The sequence below is a fragment of the Rhodoferax ferrireducens genome, assembly GCF_049302455.1.
In the GTDB taxonomy this organism is placed as follows: Bacteria; Pseudomonadota; Gammaproteobacteria; order Burkholderiales; family Burkholderiaceae_C; genus Rhodoferax; species Rhodoferax ferrireducens_B.
In genome coordinates this window covers 32,986-47,047 of record NZ_JBAQMD010000011.1, presented here as the reverse complement: position 1 = coordinate 47,047, position 14,062 = coordinate 32,986, and the positions used below count along the sequence as shown (strand labels likewise).

16 protein-coding genes are annotated in these 14,062 nt (G+C 60.5%); 7 read left to right on the top strand and 9 right to left on the bottom strand.

Features of this window, described 5'->3' with window-relative positions; genetic code table 11:
* Positions 1-46 precede the first annotated feature (46 nt).
* The 7 genes from fdh3B to WA157_RS01415 all read left to right on the top strand — a co-directional run bounded on the left by fdh3B (position 47) and on the right by WA157_RS01415 (position 6,592).
* Positions 47-679 (top strand): formate dehydrogenase FDH3 subunit beta, encoded by a 633-nt coding sequence (gene fdh3B, locus WA157_RS01445; protein ID WP_422619254.1) that lies wholly within the window; start codon positions 47-49, stop codon positions 677-679.
* Positions 676-897, top strand: coding sequence for a hypothetical protein (locus tag WA157_RS01440; protein WP_422619253.1), 222 nt, complete (start codon positions 676-678; stop codon positions 895-897). The genes fdh3B and WA157_RS01440 overlap by 4 nt, the downstream gene beginning before the upstream one ends.
* A gap of 13 nt (positions 898-910) precedes the next feature.
* Positions 911-2,101: a formate dehydrogenase subunit gamma gene (locus tag WA157_RS01435; RefSeq protein ID WP_422619252.1), complete on the top strand. Its 1,191-nt coding sequence runs from the start codon at positions 911-913 to the stop codon at positions 2,099-2,101.
* 19 nt (positions 2,102-2,120) lie between these two features.
* Positions 2,121-2,522, top strand: a complete 402-nt coding sequence (locus WA157_RS01430) for a hypothetical protein (protein WP_422619251.1) — start codon at positions 2,121-2,123, stop codon at positions 2,520-2,522.
* A 5-nt stretch (positions 2,523-2,527) separates the two neighbouring features.
* A complete protein-coding gene (locus WA157_RS01425; RefSeq protein WP_422619250.1) occupies positions 2,528-3,373 on the top strand; it encodes a formate dehydrogenase accessory sulfurtransferase FdhD in 846 nt (281 codons plus the stop codon).
* Positions 3,374-3,607: 234 nt separating this feature from the next.
* Positions 3,608-6,127 carry an ABC transporter permease gene (locus WA157_RS01420; RefSeq protein WP_422619249.1) on the top strand — a complete coding sequence of 840 codons (2,520 nt, stop codon included), beginning with the start codon at positions 3,608-3,610 and terminating at the stop codon, positions 6,125-6,127.
* A 60-nt stretch (positions 6,128-6,187) separates the two neighbouring features.
* Positions 6,188-6,592 (top strand): group II truncated hemoglobin, encoded by a 405-nt coding sequence (locus WA157_RS01415; protein ID WP_422619248.1) that lies wholly within the window; start codon positions 6,188-6,190, stop codon positions 6,590-6,592.
* 14 nt (positions 6,593-6,606) lie between these two features.
* On the opposite strand, the gene WA157_RS01410 is transcribed toward WA157_RS01415, so the two are convergent.
* From WA157_RS01410 to WA157_RS01370, 9 genes are all read right to left on the bottom strand, one after another.
* The gene (locus tag WA157_RS01410; RefSeq protein WP_422619247.1) at positions 6,607-7,260 is read right to left on the bottom strand and encodes a Smr/MutS family protein; all 654 of its coding nucleotides are present in this window, start codon (positions 7,258-7,260) and stop codon (positions 6,607-6,609) included.
* Positions 7,260-7,964, bottom strand: a complete 705-nt coding sequence (gene radC / locus WA157_RS01405; RefSeq protein WP_318665753.1) for a RadC family protein — start codon at positions 7,962-7,964, stop codon at positions 7,260-7,262. Before radC ends, WA157_RS01410 begins: the two co-directional genes overlap by 1 nt.
* A gap of 134 nt (positions 7,965-8,098) precedes the next feature.
* Positions 8,099-9,094, bottom strand: a complete 996-nt coding sequence (locus WA157_RS01400) for a 2-hydroxyacid dehydrogenase (RefSeq protein WP_422619246.1) — start codon at positions 9,092-9,094, stop codon at positions 8,099-8,101.
* Positions 9,095-9,127: 33 nt separating this feature from the next.
* Positions 9,128-10,072, bottom strand: coding sequence for a sugar kinase (locus tag WA157_RS01395; protein ID WP_422619245.1), 945 nt, complete (start codon positions 10,070-10,072; stop codon positions 9,128-9,130).
* Positions 10,073-10,090: 18 nt separating this feature from the next.
* Positions 10,091-10,882 (bottom strand): sugar phosphate isomerase/epimerase family protein, encoded by a 792-nt coding sequence (locus WA157_RS01390; RefSeq protein WP_422619282.1) that lies wholly within the window; start codon positions 10,880-10,882, stop codon positions 10,091-10,093.
* Between the two features lie 55 nt (positions 10,883-10,937).
* Positions 10,938-11,729 carry an amino acid ABC transporter ATP-binding protein gene (locus tag WA157_RS01385; protein ID WP_422619244.1) on the bottom strand — a complete coding sequence of 264 codons (792 nt, stop codon included), beginning with the start codon at positions 11,727-11,729 and terminating at the stop codon, positions 10,938-10,940.
* A 31-nt stretch (positions 11,730-11,760) separates the two neighbouring features.
* On the bottom strand, positions 11,761-12,567 hold the full coding sequence (locus WA157_RS01380; RefSeq protein WP_422619243.1) for a transporter substrate-binding domain-containing protein: 807 nt from the start codon (positions 12,565-12,567) through the stop codon (positions 11,761-11,763).
* Between the two features lie 55 nt (positions 12,568-12,622).
* Positions 12,623-13,276 (bottom strand): amino acid ABC transporter permease, encoded by a 654-nt coding sequence (locus WA157_RS01375; protein WP_422619242.1) that lies wholly within the window; start codon positions 13,274-13,276, stop codon positions 12,623-12,625.
* Entirely contained in the window at positions 13,276-13,947 is a 672-nt protein-coding gene (locus WA157_RS01370) for an amino acid ABC transporter permease (RefSeq protein WP_422619241.1), read from the bottom strand. Before WA157_RS01370 ends, WA157_RS01375 begins: the two co-directional genes overlap by 1 nt.
* Between the last annotated feature and the right edge of the window lie 115 nt (positions 13,948-14,062).

Genomic DNA, 14,062 nt, shown 5'->3' with positions numbered 1-14,062 from the left:
ACGCAGTGAACTTTGCTCTGTCCTCAACTGATTAGAGGAGATTTGTATGGCACGTATGAAATTTGTTTGTGACGCCGAGCGTTGCATTGAGTGTAACGGTTGCGTCACGGCTTGCAAAAACGAGCACGAGGTGCCCTGGGGAGTGAACCGGCGCCGGGTCGTCACTTTGAATGACGGCGTACCGGGTGAAAAATCCATCTCGGTCGCCTGCATGCATTGCAGCGACGCGCCCTGCATGGCAGTCTGCCCGGTCAACTGCTTTTACCGTACCGATGAGGGTGTGGTGCTGCACGACAAGGATGTGTGCATTGGCTGCGGTTACTGCGCTTATGCGTGCCCGTTTGGTGCTCCGCAATTCCCGTCGCAAGGCACGTTTGGTGTGCGCGGCAAGATGGACAAATGCACCTTCTGCGCCGGTGGCCCCGAGACCAATGGCAGCCAGGCTGAGTTTGAGAAATATGGCCGCAACCGGCTGGCCGAAGGCAAGCTGCCGGCGTGTGCTGAAATGTGTTCCACCAAAGCCTTGATCGCAGGGGACGGTGACGTGGTCGCTGACATTTTCCGCAACCGGGTGCTGCACCGCGGCAAGGGCGCCGAGGTCTGGGGCTGGGGCACGGCTTACGGTTCCAAGCAAGCGGGTCAACCCGGCGTTGCCGCCCCTGAAGGAGCGAAATCATGATGCGCATATTGTTTGCAATGGTCATGCTGGCTGCCTTGAGCGCCTGCGGCGAAAAGCCGCAAGCGTTGCAAAGCAGCAAGAAGGATGCCTCAAGCTACACCGGCACCGGCAAGGCGTTTGCCAACCAGGACTGGAAGCAGGGCGACAAAGCCAGTTGGGAGTCGCACCTGAAGGCGCGTAATCAGTACGGCCAAAACGACTACACGCGCATGAACTGAGCAGGAGGCCAGGATGAAAAAAATCTTTTCTATTGCCTCTGCTTTTGCGCTGACACTGGTGTTGTCCTCGGGCTCTGTCGGGGCGCAAAGCACACCTGCCCCCACGCCAGCGGCGCCGGTTCCGGTCGTGCCGGCGGCGCCAGCGGATGCAGGGGCCATCAAGGGCCAGAATATTTTCGAGGTGAAACCCGACGCCAGCCAGGAGCCCGGTTACGCCACGCAGACCAATGGTGAGCGCGCCAAGGTGCAGCCGGGCAACAACGCGCCGATGTGGCGTCAGGTTGGCTCCGGTGTGACCGGTTACAGCAGCCTGCCAAAAGCCCAAGCGCCCGAGGCCGGTGTGCTGATTCAGCCCTTCGTGCAGTACCCGGGCTCGCGCCTGACCAATGCGGGGGAAGCCTGGCGCCAGGTGCGCAACAACTGGATCATTCCCTACGGCGGCTCGCTGGTCTTGATTGTGTTGATCGCCATCGCGCTGTTTCATTGGCGCATTGGTCCCATGAAAGTCAATGAGCCCTACACCGGCCGCAAGGTGGAGCGTTTCACACCGTTCGAGCGTGCGGCGCACTGGACCAACGCCATTGCGTTCTGTATTTTGGCCATTTCGGGTCTGATCATGGCGTTTGGCAAGTTTTTCCTGTTGCCGGTGATGGGCCTGAGCCTGTTCGGTTGGCTGACGTACTTGTTAAAAAACGTGCACAACTTCGCCGGTCCGGTGTTCGCGGTGTCGCTGCTGGTGGTGATCATCACCTTCATGCGCGACAACCTGCCGGCCAAGGGCGATGTCAATTGGATGCTCAAGGGTGGCGGCATCCTGTCCGGGAAGGAAATCAAGTCCGGGCGCTTCAATGCCGGTGAAAAGTTCACCTTTTGGGGCGGCGTGTTCGTCTTGGGCCTGATCGCGGTGGTCACAGGCTTGTTCCTGAATCATCTGTTGCCCGTAGTCGCTTACGACCGAAGCAATATGCAGATTGCGCTCATGGTGCATGCGGTGTCGAATGTGATGATGATCTGCATGTTCCTGGGCCACATCTACATGGGCACCATCGGCACCAAGGATGCCTACCAAGGCATGCGAACCGGTTATGTCGATGAGGGCTGGGCCAAGGAGCACCACGCGCTCTGGCTGGACGACATCAAGAGCGGCAAGATACCGGCCCAGCGTTCGTCGACACCGGTTTCCGGTCAACCCGTTCAAGTTTGAGATGCTTGAGAAAGCCTGTATGAAAAAACATCTGAAACAAATCTTTGTGATCAGCAGCCTGCTCTTGATGGGCACCGCCGTGATGGCCAAGTTGCCCGCGCCATCGGAAGAAGCCAAAGCCAAGGCGGCCGAGGCGGCGGCCAAGGCGGCATGGAGCGGCAAGGTCGACGCCTACCTCAATTGCAAGGCGCAGGACAAGGTGGCAGCCCATTACGTCCAGACGGCCAAAGCCGCTGGCAAGGACGTCAAGCCGGCCCCGTCCATGCCGCCCTGCGCCGATCCGGGCGCTTTTTCGTACGCGCCTGCTGTCGCTGCCAAGCCGCTTGAGGCGTCTGGTGCTCATTCGCCAGCGCCCACGGCCACCAGCCCACCCAGCAGCAAAACGCCGGCGGCGGACATTGCCCCGGCCAAAAAGCCCTGAGCGCCTTGCTGCCGTATCTGACTCAAGCCCGCGCGCCACTGACGCGTGAGGTGACGGTGCTCAATGAGTGGGGTGACGTGAACACGGTCTCCATCCCGGCTGAGCGCGCGCTCACCGTTTATGTGGACAAGCGCGAGTTGGTGACGCTGATGACGCTGGGCGCCCAGCCCGAGTTGCTGGTGCTGGGCTTCTTGCGCAACCAGCGCCTGGTGCAGTCGGTGCAGGAGATTGAATCCATTACCGTCGATTGGGACGTGGGCGCCGCCGCCGTCAAAACCCGCCAGGGCATCTCGGACATTGAAGCCCGTACCGCCAAACGGGTAGTCACCACCGGTTGCGGCCAGGGCAGCGTGTTTGGTGACCTGATGGCGCAGGTGGACCGTCTGGTGCTGCCGGCGGCCACACTGACGCAACAGCAGCTGTACGGCATCGTCAACGCCATCCGGCTGCAAGAGACCACCTACAAGTCATCCGGCTCCGTGCATGGATGCGCCTTGTTTCGGGGCGAAGAAATGTTGGTATTCGTGGAAGATGTGGGCCGCCACAACGCGATTGACACCATTGCGGGCTGGATGTGGCTGCAATCCGATGAGGCTATGAGCGGCCAGGACAAAGTTTTTTACACCACCGGCCGCCTGACCAGCGAGATGGTGATCAAGTCGGCGCAAATGGGGGTGCCGATTGTGGTGTCGCGCAGCGGCATCACCCAAATGGGGCACGACGTGGCGCAGCGCCTGGGTTTGTGCGCCATTGGCCGCGCCACCAACAAGCGTTTTCTTTGTTACAGCGGCGCCGAGCGCTTGCTGCTGCAGCCGGAACTGGCAGGTGCCCGGCTGCAGGCCGTCGCCTGAGCTGACTCTCATCGCTCGGCGACCGTCCCGAATGATGAAACCGTTCGGCCTGAGCCTGTCGAAGGGGTGGTTCGACCCTTCGACAAGCTCAGGGCAGGCCAGGCTCACCACGAACGGTGTTTCACGTTAACGCGACGGCGCTCGCCTGTTGCCCCAAGCCAATTCCGAGCGCTGGTGTCGGGACAATGCGCTGGCCTTGCGGCAAACGGTCTGCGAGTGCGCTAAGGTAGCGGCATGAACATTTCTTTCTGGCGCCTTGGCGCTCGCTCTTTGTGGCGCGACCTGCGCTCCGGTGAACTTCGATTACTGATCGTGGCGGTCACGCTGGCGGTGGCGGCCTTGACGGCGGTTGGCTTCTTTGCCGATCGGCTCAAGGGCGGTCTGCAGCGCGATGCGCGGCAACTGCTTGGCGGTGATGCGCTCATTTCAAGCGACAACGCCACGCCCGCAGCCTTCGCCGAGAAAGCGCGCGCGCTGGGCCTGGACGTGGTGCAGACGCTGGCTTTCCCGACCATGGCGCGCGCGCCGCAGGCCCTGGGTGGCGCCAGCAAACTGGTGGCCCTGAAGGTGGTGGAGCCCGGTTATCCGCTGCGCGGAAAATTGCAGGTCAGCGGCCAGCCGGGTGGGCCCGCCAGCATCACCACCACCATTCCCCAGCCCGGCGAGGCCTGGATCGACGCGCCCTTGCTGGACGCGCTCGGGGGCCAGATGGGAGACGCCTTGCTGCTGGGTGACAGCCGTTTGCGCATTGCCAAAATTATTGTCAGCGAGCCGGACCGGGGCGCTGGTTTCATGAATTTTGCGCCGCGCGTCATGATCAACCGCGCCGATGTGGCGGCCACCGGCCTGATCCAGCCCGCCAGCCGCTTGACTTACCGCCTGGCCGTTGCTGGCGCCGACAGAGGCGTAAATGCTTTTGTCGACTGGGCCCAGCTTGAAGTCAAAAAGCCTCAGGTGCGCGGCGTGCGCGTGGAGTCGCTGCAAGGCGGGCGCCCGGAGCTGGGGCAGACGCTGGCGCGCGCCGAGAAGTTCCTCAACCTGATTGCCTTGCTGGCGGCGCTCTTGAGTGCCGTGGCGGTGGCGCTGGCAGCACGTGGTTTTGCGGCCAGGCACCTCGACGACTGCGCCATGCTGCGCGTGCTGGGTTTGAGCCAGCGCAGCATTGCCGCCAGTTATGCCTTTGAGTTCACACTGATTGGCCTGCTGGCCAGTTCGCTCGGGGTGGCCATCGGCTACGCGGTGCACTACGCGTTTGTGCTGCTGTTGGCCGGTCTGGTGGCGGCGGCGCTGCCCGCCGCGGGCCTGTGGCCGGTAGTCTTCGGCCTCGGAATGGGCCTGACGCTGTTGCTGGCCTTTGGCCTGCCGCCGGTTTTGCAACTGGCACGGGTGCCGCCGCTGCGCGTGATCCGCCGGGATGTGGGCAACCTCAAACCCGCCTCCATCGGCGTGCTGGGTCTGGGCGTGGCCGGTTTTGCCGTGCTGCTGCTGGCGGCCAGCAGTGATGTCAAGCTCGGTCTGATTGCGGTTGGGGGCTTTGCCGCCGCCACCGTGCTGTTTGCGGTGTTGAGCTGGAGCGCGGTCATGCTGCTGCGCCGTGTGGTCAACGAGCGCACCGCGCCGCGCGCCGTGATTCTGGCCATGCGGCAGATTTCGGCCCGTCCGGCGTATGCCGTGGTGCAGGTCAGTGCGCTGGCGCTCGGCTTGCTGGCGCTGGTGCTGCTGGTGCTGTTGCGCACCGACCTGATCAATAGCTGGCGCCAGGCCACGCCGGCCGATGCGCCGAACCGCTTTGTCATCAACGTCATGCCGGAGCAGGGCGATGCGTTTGCGGCCGCCCTGCGCGCTGCGGGGGTGAGCAAATTTGACTGGTATCCCATGATTCGCGGCCGTCTGGTGGCGATCAACGGCCGGGCGGTGACACCCGACGACTATGCCGACGACCGCGCCAAACATCTGGTGGACCGCGAGTTCAACCTGTCCAACAGCGCGAAGAAGCCGGCTCAAAATGAATTGGTGGCCGGTCGCTGGATTGAAGAAGAGCCCGGCGCCATCAGCGTGGAAGAAGGGATTGCCAAAACACTCGGCCTCAAGCTGGGCGACAGCCTGAACTTTGACGTCGGGGGGCTGCAGATTCAATCCAGAATCACCTCCCTGCGCAAGGTGGACTGGGGCTCGATGCGGGCCAATTTTTTTGTCATGTACCCGGTCAGTTATCTGCCCGATGTACCCAGCACCTTCATGAGCGCCTTCAAGGCGCCAGCCGCACCTGGCTTTGACAACACCCTGGTGCGCGCTTTCCCCAACATCACCAGCGTCGACATGACGGCCACGCTGGCGCAGGTGCAGCGCGTGCTCGATCAGGTGATTGGTGCAGTGGAGTTCTTGTTTGCCTTCACCCTGGCGGCCGGCCTGGTGGTGCTGTTTGCCGCCGTGACCGCCACGCGCGAGGAGCGCGCCCGAGAATTTGCCATCATGCGCGCCGTCGGCGCCAAAAGCAGCCTGCTGCGCCAGGTGCAACGGATCGAGCTGATCGGCGTGGGCTTGCTGGCCGGTTTTCTGGCCTCCATCGTCGCCAGCGCGGTCGGTTGGGCGCTGGCGCGCTATGTGTTTGAGTTTGACTGGATCGTCTCGCTCTGGGTGCCGCTGCTGGGGTCCCTGAGCGGCGCGCTGCTGGCGCTGGCGGCCGGTTGGTGGGGTCTGCGTGACGTGCTGCGCCGCCCGGTGGTGGAGACGCTGCGGCGGGCGGCGCAGTAAATGCTATATAATTAGTAGCATACTATGAAGTAACTACGGGGGCTAGATGCCAATTTGACTATGAACATCGAGAAAAAACCGGTTGCTGATACACCGTTCGACCAGATCGGCGGCGAACCCAAGGTACAGGCATTGGTGGAGCGTTTTTACGACCTGATGGACCGGGAGCCGGGCTACCGGGCGGTGCGTGCGGCGCATGGGAACGTGCTCGACGATGCCCGGCAAAGGCTGTTCTGGTTCTTGTGCGGCTGGCTCGGCGGGCCGCAACACTATGCGGAGCGCTTTGGCCACCCGCGCCTGCGGCGCCGCCATCTGCCGTTCAAGATTGGTACGCTTGAACGCGACCAATGGCTGGCCTGCATGGATCAGGCGATGGGCGAGACCGGCGTGCCCGACGCGTTACGCAGTCAGCTGCGGGAGGCGTTCTTCAAGACCGCAGACTTGATGCTCAATCCGCACGACTAAGGCGTCACCGTCGCTTACCCGCGCGATGCCATCAGCAGCACCACCAGCGCACCAGCGCCGCCGTCGGCCGGTTTGGCCTGCACAAAGGCCAGCACTTCGGTTTTTTGGACCAGCCAGCTGTGCACCCGGCTTTTCAGGATCGGCGCTTTGCCGGGCGAACCCAGCCCTTTGCCGTGGATCACGCGCACGCAGCGAATGCCGTGCTTGTGCGCCTCGCGGATGAAGAGACTCAACACTTCGCGGGCATCGTCGCGGCGCAGGCCGTGCAGGTCCAGCTGACGCTGGATCGACCAGTCGCCCCGGCGCAGCTTGCGCGTCACATCCGGGCCAATGCCGGGGCGGCGAAAGCTCAAATGTTCGTCGGTTTCCAGCAGGGTTGACACATCAAATTCGTCGCTGATGGCCTCACGCAGTACCGCTTTTTCATCCCTTTGGTACTGCATCGTCAGCGGCATTTTTTGCTCTACTTTATGCAGCACCTTGCGCTTGTCTGGCAGGGGCTGGACGGTTCCAGCGGCCCTGACGAACAAATCCTTGTCGCTGGCGGCCTGCTTGACGGCTTTCACCTGGGCGCTGGCCTGTTCGGTGCGCTGCCTGGCTTTCTCGGCGATGGCTCTTTTGACCACCTTGAGGTCGGTCAAAGCTTTGACCTTGACGGGCTTGGTCATCACAGCAAGCCCCGCTCTGCCATTGACAGCGCTTCGCCCGGTGCCACGATGACGTGGTCCAGCACCCGCACGTCGATGAGTGCGAGCGTTGTTTTCAGGGTCTGCGTCAGCATCTCGTCCGCGCGCGAGGGTTGCACCGTGCCGCTGGGGTGGTTGTGCGCCAGCACCACGCTGCTGGCCTGGTGGTGCAGGGCGCGCAGCACCACTTCACGCGGATAAACACTGGTTTGCGTCAGGGTGCCGCGGAACAACTCTTCCAACGCCAGCAGGCGGTTTTGCACGTCCAGAAACAGCACGGCAAACACCTCATGCGGTTTGGCCGCCAGGTGCAGTTGCAGGTAGTGCTTGACGGCGTCAGGCGTGGCAAAGATGGTGCGTTCTTTCAGTTGCTGGGCCAGGGCGCGGCGTGACAACTCCAGCACCGCCACCAGTTCGGCCCTTTTGGCCGGCCCCAGACCCTTGATGCGCTTGAGATCGTCGGACGTGGCGTGCAGCAGGCCGGCAATGCCGTCAAAGCCATCGTTGTCGTCGCTGCCGGATTTTTTGAGCTCCAGCAGTTCGCGCGCCATCTGCAGCACGCCTTTGCCCTTGATGCCGGTGCGCAGCAGGATGGCCAGCAGTTCGACGTCGCTCAGGGCGCCAGGGCCGCGCGCCAGCAGCTTTTCGCGCGGACGGGCATCGGGGGGGAGGTCTTTGAGGGGCATGAGTCAGCCATTTTAGAAGGGGCAGTTTAGACGGTCGTCTCGTGCAGCTATTCGATAGCCGCAGGCAAACGGCGGGCCAGTCAATGAACAGCTAACTGGTGCGATCGTTTGCTCGACCGGCAGTGCAGGTCAGGTCAGACCACGGATAGATCAAACATGGCCAGCGGCCGCTCGCCCGCCAATGCTTGCAACAGGTTGGTCGTCGCCAACACCGCCATCGCATGCCGGGTCTCGAACGTCGCCGATCCAATGTGCGGCAACGCAGTGACCTTGGGATGGGTGCGTAAGGGTGAGTTCAGTGGCAATGGTTCAGTTGCAAACACATCCAGTCCAGCGGCGCGCAGTGGGCCGTGGTTCAGGGCCTGAAGCAGCGCCTCTTCTTGCACGATGGCACCCCGGGCGCCATTGACAAATATCGCGCCCGGCTTCATCAAACCAAACTCGCGCGGTCCCATCAAGCCACGGGTTTCATCGGATAAGGGCAGCACGACTGCCACAATATCGGCTCGCTGCAGCAGCTCCTCCATCGGCGTGTGCGTGATCTTGCCCATCAACTCTGGCAGCTCTTTGGCGGCGTCTATCGGGTGACGGTTGTGATACAGCACCGGCATTCCAAAACCCAGTGCAGCTCGGCGCGCCAGTGCCTGGCCGATGCGCCCAAACCCGAGTATGCCCAGCGTTTTTCCGTGCACATCCCAACCAAATAAATCTTCACCAATGTTGCGCTGCCAGTGGCCGTCGCGCACAAGGTTGGCCAGTTCCACCAAGCGACGGCTGCTGGCCATGATGAGTGAAAAAATAGTGTCTGCAGTGGTCTCAGTCAGTACGCCGGGTGTATGGCACAGCATGATGCCGCGCTTTGCCAGTGCCGGCAATGCGTAGTTGTCCACACCGACCGATACGCTGGAGATGACCCTGAGTTGGGGCGCACCGGCCAGTAAACCCTCGTCGATGGCATAACTGGAGCCGATCATGCCTTCAGTGGTGGCCAAGGCATCACGAAACCTGGCGGCCTGTTCGGGCACACGCGGGTTGGCCACGGTGACTTTATGTTGTGCCTGCAGGCGTGCAAGCTGGTCGGGCGGCAGTTCGCGGAAAACCAGGACATTTTTGCGAGTGGTATCAGACATATTTTCAGACTCGACTTTGTTTCCAGGGATGGGTCACAGCCCGGCTTCATTGAGTTGGGCACGGGTTGGAAGCCCTTCGCTGTCTCCCAACACCTGCACGGCGCGCGCGCCAATCCAGGCGCCTCGCCTCACCGCCGCAGGCACGCTCAGACCGTCCAGCAGGGCACTGATGACCCCCACCGCAAAGCCGTCACCGGCACCAACCGTATCCACCACCTTGGACACCGGAAAACCAGCCACATATCCTGTTGCGCTATCGCTATCAAAATAAGCGCCTTCGCGCCCAAGTTTGACGACCGCCAGCTTGGCGCCGCGTTGACGATAAAAGGTGGCAATGCTTTCTGGCGTGTCCTTGCCGGTCAAAAAGCGACCTTCCTCCAGACCGGGTAATACCCAGTCAGCCCGTGTGGCCAGGTCATTGATGGCGCTACGCATCAACTCCGGTGTCGCCCACAGGGTGGGCCGCAGGTTGGGATCGAATGAGACGCTGCGCCCAGCCGCGCGCATCAGATCCATGGTTTTGGCGGCGGCGGGCAAGGTCGTCTCCGATACGGCGGCAAACACACCGGTGGCGTGAAAGTGTCTTGCGCCAAGCAGCCAGGCTTCATCAATGTCTGCCACACCCATATGACTTGCAGCGGACCCTTTGCGGTGATATTCGACGGGCGGGTCACTGCCGTCCGTGACGCAGCCCTTGAATTGAAAGCCAGTTGGTTGCGATGCATCACACACCACATGCGAGCAATCGATTCCTTCATGTGTCATTGCAGCGAGCAAATAGCGGCCCATGGAGTCCGTCCCCAAGCGGCTCGCCCAACCGACCTTGAGGCCCAGTCGCGCCAGACCAATAGCCACATTGGTTTCAGCCCCCGCAGTGCGCTTGTAGAAAGCCTGTGCCAGCTCCAACGGACCGGGCCGGTCGGCCACCAGCAGCATCATGGCCTCGCCAAAGGTAATAACGTCCAAAGTATTCGTCATATTGCAGCGCACTTCTGTTTAATGAATGCGTAAAGTGGGCTTTGCCAAGCTGGCGGCGACCGCGCGAAGGTGGTCGATTTCCTGTCGCGTGACGGCCACCAGGTCGTCACCTGTCAGCGGGTACTCAATGGCCCAAGGTACGCCGGTGGGCAAAGCTCGCAGGATGGCACGCCAAGGTGAGCTGGATTCAGCCAGGGGCACGGCCACCCAACGCTGTGTCTGGCGCTGAACGCCTTTGCAATGCACATAACGCACCTGTGGCGCCAGCACAGCGGCAGCCTGCAGTGGGCACTCGCCGCTCCAATGCCAGTTGCCCATGTCAAAGGTCATGCCCAGAACCAGCCCTTGGGCCGAAGCAGCGCTGAAAAAATCCTGCATGGCAGCCAGCGTGCCAGCCATCGGAGTCTGATCGTTCTCAATGACCAACTCAACTTTGCTTTCCTTTAAGCGGCCTTGCAGGGTGAGAAGCGTGCTGTGCGAGCCAGGGCCAAAACCACCAATCGACATTTTGATTTTTGGTGCAAGCAAAGTCTGGGCGGCAGTCAGCGCACGCTCCAGCGCGGGTACGTCGAGCGTGCCGTCTGGAGCCCAGAGATAGTCCGCACTGGAGTAAACGAGATCTTTACCAAGGGCACGCACCACCTGGGCAATGGCTGCGAGTTCGCTTTCGCCATCCACCAGTAGTTCGCTGCGCACTTCAACACCATCAGCGCCCGCTTGAAGCGAGAGTTGCGTGAACCACAGTTGTCCGAGGCGGCGGACTTCGGCCGCGCCAAAGGCAGATAAGGAAATCAGCACCGGTGTGGCCATCTGAATGCAGTCAGGCTGTGCAGAACAGGCAGATGACGTTGTGGGTGAGAAAACGTCAGTGCGCATGCTGAGAGTTCAGAATTTGCCCCAAGAAATTGCGGGTCGTCTCATGTTGCGGGTTGCTAAAGAACTCTTGCGGTGGTGCCTGTTCAATGATTTTTCCGTCCGCCATGAAAATCACACGATCGGCCACGCTGCGGGCAAAACCCATCTCATGCGTGACACACAGCATGGTCATGCCGTCGTCTGCCAGGCTGATCATGGTGTCAAGCACCTCCTTGACCATCTCCGGATCGAGCGCCGAGGTGGGCTCGTCAAAAAGCATGATTTTTGGCGTCATGCACAGGGCGCGTGCAATGGCAACGCGTTGCTGCTGGCCACCCGAGAGCTGGCTGGGGTATTTGCTGGCCTGCTCAGGAATCCGCACACGATTCAAGTACTTCATCGCGATGCTCTCCGCCTCGGCTTGGCTCAGTCCGCGGGAGTGAATGGGTGCCAATGTGCAGTTCTGCAAAATGGTCAGGTGCGGAAACAAGTTGAATTGCTGGAACACCATACCCACTTCCTCGCGCACCGACTCCACATTGCGACCACCCGCCGTCAGGTCGATGCCGTTGACCACAATACGGCCCTTTTGTACCGTCTCCAGGTGGTTGATGCAGCGAATTAGTGTCGACTTGCCTGACCCCGATGGGCCGCAGACCACAATGCGCTCGCCAGCCCGAACATTCAGATCAATGTTGGTCAGTACCTGAAATTTGCCAAACCATTTGTCCACCGCTTCGATGCGGATGATGGGCTCGCTCCCATTGGCGGATGGGTTGGGGGATTGCATTGCGTCTGTCATGAAAACACCGGTGAAAACAAGAAGATCGGGCTTATTGCATTTTTGGCAGGTCGGTTTCCAGCCACTTGCGATAGAGCTTGTTGAGCTCGCCGTTGCTTGTGTTCCGATCCACGAAGTCGTTCACTGTTTTCAGGATTTCAGCTTGGCCGGGACGCATGACGATCCCCATGACCTGCTGTCGGAGCAGGAACTTGTTTTCAAAGGCGTTGGCAGGTGCACGTTTATCGATTTGCGCCGCCACCGTTGTCGAGCAACCGATGGCGTCCACCTGGCCCGACATCAAGGCCTGCATGGCCGAAGCGTCATCGTCAAAGCGGCGAATCTCGGTGCCTTCGGGGGCCACGGCGGTCAGTGCCACGTCTTGTGTGCTGGCACGGGCTACGCCAACGCGCTTGCCTTTGAGGTCGGCAGCCGCTTTGATGCTGGCTTTCTTGTCACCGTACAACACAATGCTGGCCGCCGCATAAGGTTTGGAGAACTGGACCTGCTTGGCACGCTCAGGCGTGATCGCCAACGAAGCGACCAACAGGTCGACCTTATTGGTTAGCAGGAAGGGTATGCGGTTGGGGCCTGTTACGGGCATCAAATTGAGCTTGACGCCGAGGTCCTTGGCCAGCAGACGCGCGACGTCGGCATCATAGCCATCAGGCTGATTGCTGCTGTTCATGGTCCCGTAGGGTGGAAAATCCACCAGCATGCCAATGGTTAGTTCACCCTTTTTCTTGATGTCGGCGACCGTCTGGGCCATGGCGGAAGGTGCCCAGGCAGACAGGGTAGCGGCCAGGCCCAATGCCAGCGCGGTAGTTGTGAATACGCGGCGTTGCAGATGCTTGAACATAGGTAAATCTCCGTGAGTTGAAGTGAAAATTACAGGTTGAGAAAAAAGGAGGTGATCAGCGCGCCAACGCTGCCGCTTGTCGACGCTCCATGCGAGCGGCCAATAAAGACAGTGGCCAGCACAGCACAAAATAAATCGCCGCCACTGCGCTGAAGACGATCAGTGGTTGGAAGGTGGCGTTGTTAATGATCTGCCCGGACCTCGTGACCTCGGCGAACCCGATGATGGCGGCCAGTGAGGTCCCTTTGATGATCTGCACCATGTAGCCGACCGTGGGTGCCAGCGCTATTTTGAAAGCCTGCGGCAAGATCACATGGCGCATACGCGCCAGGTAAGGCAGGTTGAGCGCCTGTGCGGCTTCCCACTGCCCGGCCGGTATGGCCTGGATGCAGCCGCGCCAGATTTCGCCGAGAAAAGCGCTGCTATTGAGTATCAGCGCCACGCCCGCGGCCACCCAGGGATTGATTTCAAAACCTGCCACCGGTGCACCGAAAAAAACCAAAAATAGCTGCAGCAATAACGGCGTGCCCTGGAAAATCTGAATGAAACCGCCCGAGAGGGCTTGTAGCACGGGCTTGCCGGAAGTACGGCTCAGCGCAATGATCAGTCCGCCGATCGCGCCGCCGATGAAGGCAATCATGGAGAGTGCGACGGTCCACTTGGCTGCCTCAAGTATGAACAGGAATTCGGAAAAGCCAAAAGTACGCATTAGCGGCGATCCGGGTAGTGAAGGGCAAGTCGGTAGATCACACGAAACAGCGCTGAAAATGACAAGGCCAACACCAGGTAGATCACTGCGACGACGATGTAAATCTCGAAACTTCGAAAGGTTTGCGACTGTAGGTTGGCCGCAACCGAGGTAAGGTCGTCCGCCGAAATGGCCGACACCACACTTGAGCTGAGCATGAGCAAAATGAATTGGCTGGTCAGCGCTGGATAGACAGTGCGCAGGGCCGGTTTCAAAATCACATATTGAAATATCTTGTGGCGCTTGAGATTGAGCGCCAACCCGGCTTCAATCTGACCTTTGGGAATGGATTCAATACCGGCGCGGATGATCTCGGTGGCATAGGCGCCCAGATTGACCACCATGGCCGTGAGGGCGGCGGTGTGAGCCGACCAGCGCAAGCCCAATGCGGGCAGTGCAAAAAAGAAAAAGAAAAGCTGCACCAGAAAAGGCGTGTTGCGGATCAGTTCGATGTATGCATTGATGAACCAGCGTAGCGGTCTCGGTCCGGCAGTCTTACCCCAGGCGCACCCGATGGCAACCATCAGGCCTATCAACATGGCCAGCATGGAGAGTTCGATGGTGCTGAGCGTGCCTTTGACCAGCAGTGGCCACGCCGCAAAAACATCTCCAAATTGAAATACGTAATTCATGAGTGTGCAACAACGAAATGAGGGCCTTTTAGGGCTTAAAGCCTTTTGTAGTGGGGACTGAAAAAGGTCGTCATTGGGATAGGAACTGAAACCGGTTTCAGCGAATTATAGAAAT

Bases quoted from the DNA above. Each gene is read 5' to 3' on its own strand.
- WA157_RS01375 (WP_422619242.1), bottom strand. From the start codon at position 13,276: ATGCGTACTTTTGGCTTTTCCGAATTCCTGTTCATACTTGAGGCAGCC.
- WA157_RS01430 (WP_422619251.1), top strand. From the start codon at position 2,121: ATGAAAAAACATCTGAAACAAATCTTTGTGATCAGCAGCCTGCTCTTG.
- WA157_RS01420 (WP_422619249.1), top strand. From the start codon at position 3,608: ATGAACATTTCTTTCTGGCGCCTTGGCGCTCGCTCTTTGTGGCGCGAC.
- WA157_RS01395 (WP_422619245.1), bottom strand. From the start codon at position 10,072: ATGACGAATACTTTGGACGTTATTACCTTTGGCGAGGCCATGATGCTG.
- WA157_RS01390 (WP_422619282.1), bottom strand. From the start codon at position 10,882: ATGGCCACACCGGTGCTGATTTCCTTATCTGCCTTTGGCGCGGCCGAA.
- WA157_RS01370 (WP_422619241.1), bottom strand. From the start codon at position 13,947: ATGAATTACGTATTTCAATTTGGAGATGTTTTTGCGGCGTGGCCACTG.
- WA157_RS01435 (WP_422619252.1), top strand. From the start codon at position 911: ATGAAAAAAATCTTTTCTATTGCCTCTGCTTTTGCGCTGACACTGGTG.
- WA157_RS01440 (WP_422619253.1), top strand. From the start codon at position 676: ATGATGCGCATATTGTTTGCAATGGTCATGCTGGCTGCCTTGAGCGCC.
- radC (WP_318665753.1), bottom strand. From the start codon at position 7,964: ATGCCCCTCAAAGACCTCCCCCCCGATGCCCGTCCGCGCGAAAAGCTG.
- WA157_RS01410 (WP_422619247.1), bottom strand. From the start codon at position 7,260: ATGACCAAGCCCGTCAAGGTCAAAGCTTTGACCGACCTCAAGGTGGTC.
- WA157_RS01380 (WP_422619243.1), bottom strand. From the start codon at position 12,567: ATGTTCAAGCATCTGCAACGCCGCGTATTCACAACTACCGCGCTGGCA.
- fdh3B (WP_422619254.1), top strand. From the start codon at position 47: ATGGCACGTATGAAATTTGTTTGTGACGCCGAGCGTTGCATTGAGTGT.
- WA157_RS01415 (WP_422619248.1), top strand. From the start codon at position 6,188: ATGAACATCGAGAAAAAACCGGTTGCTGATACACCGTTCGACCAGATC.
- WA157_RS01400 (WP_422619246.1), bottom strand. From the start codon at position 9,094: ATGTCTGATACCACTCGCAAAAATGTCCTGGTTTTCCGCGAACTGCCG.
- WA157_RS01385 (WP_422619244.1), bottom strand. From the start codon at position 11,729: ATGACAGACGCAATGCAATCCCCCAACCCATCCGCCAATGGGAGCGAG.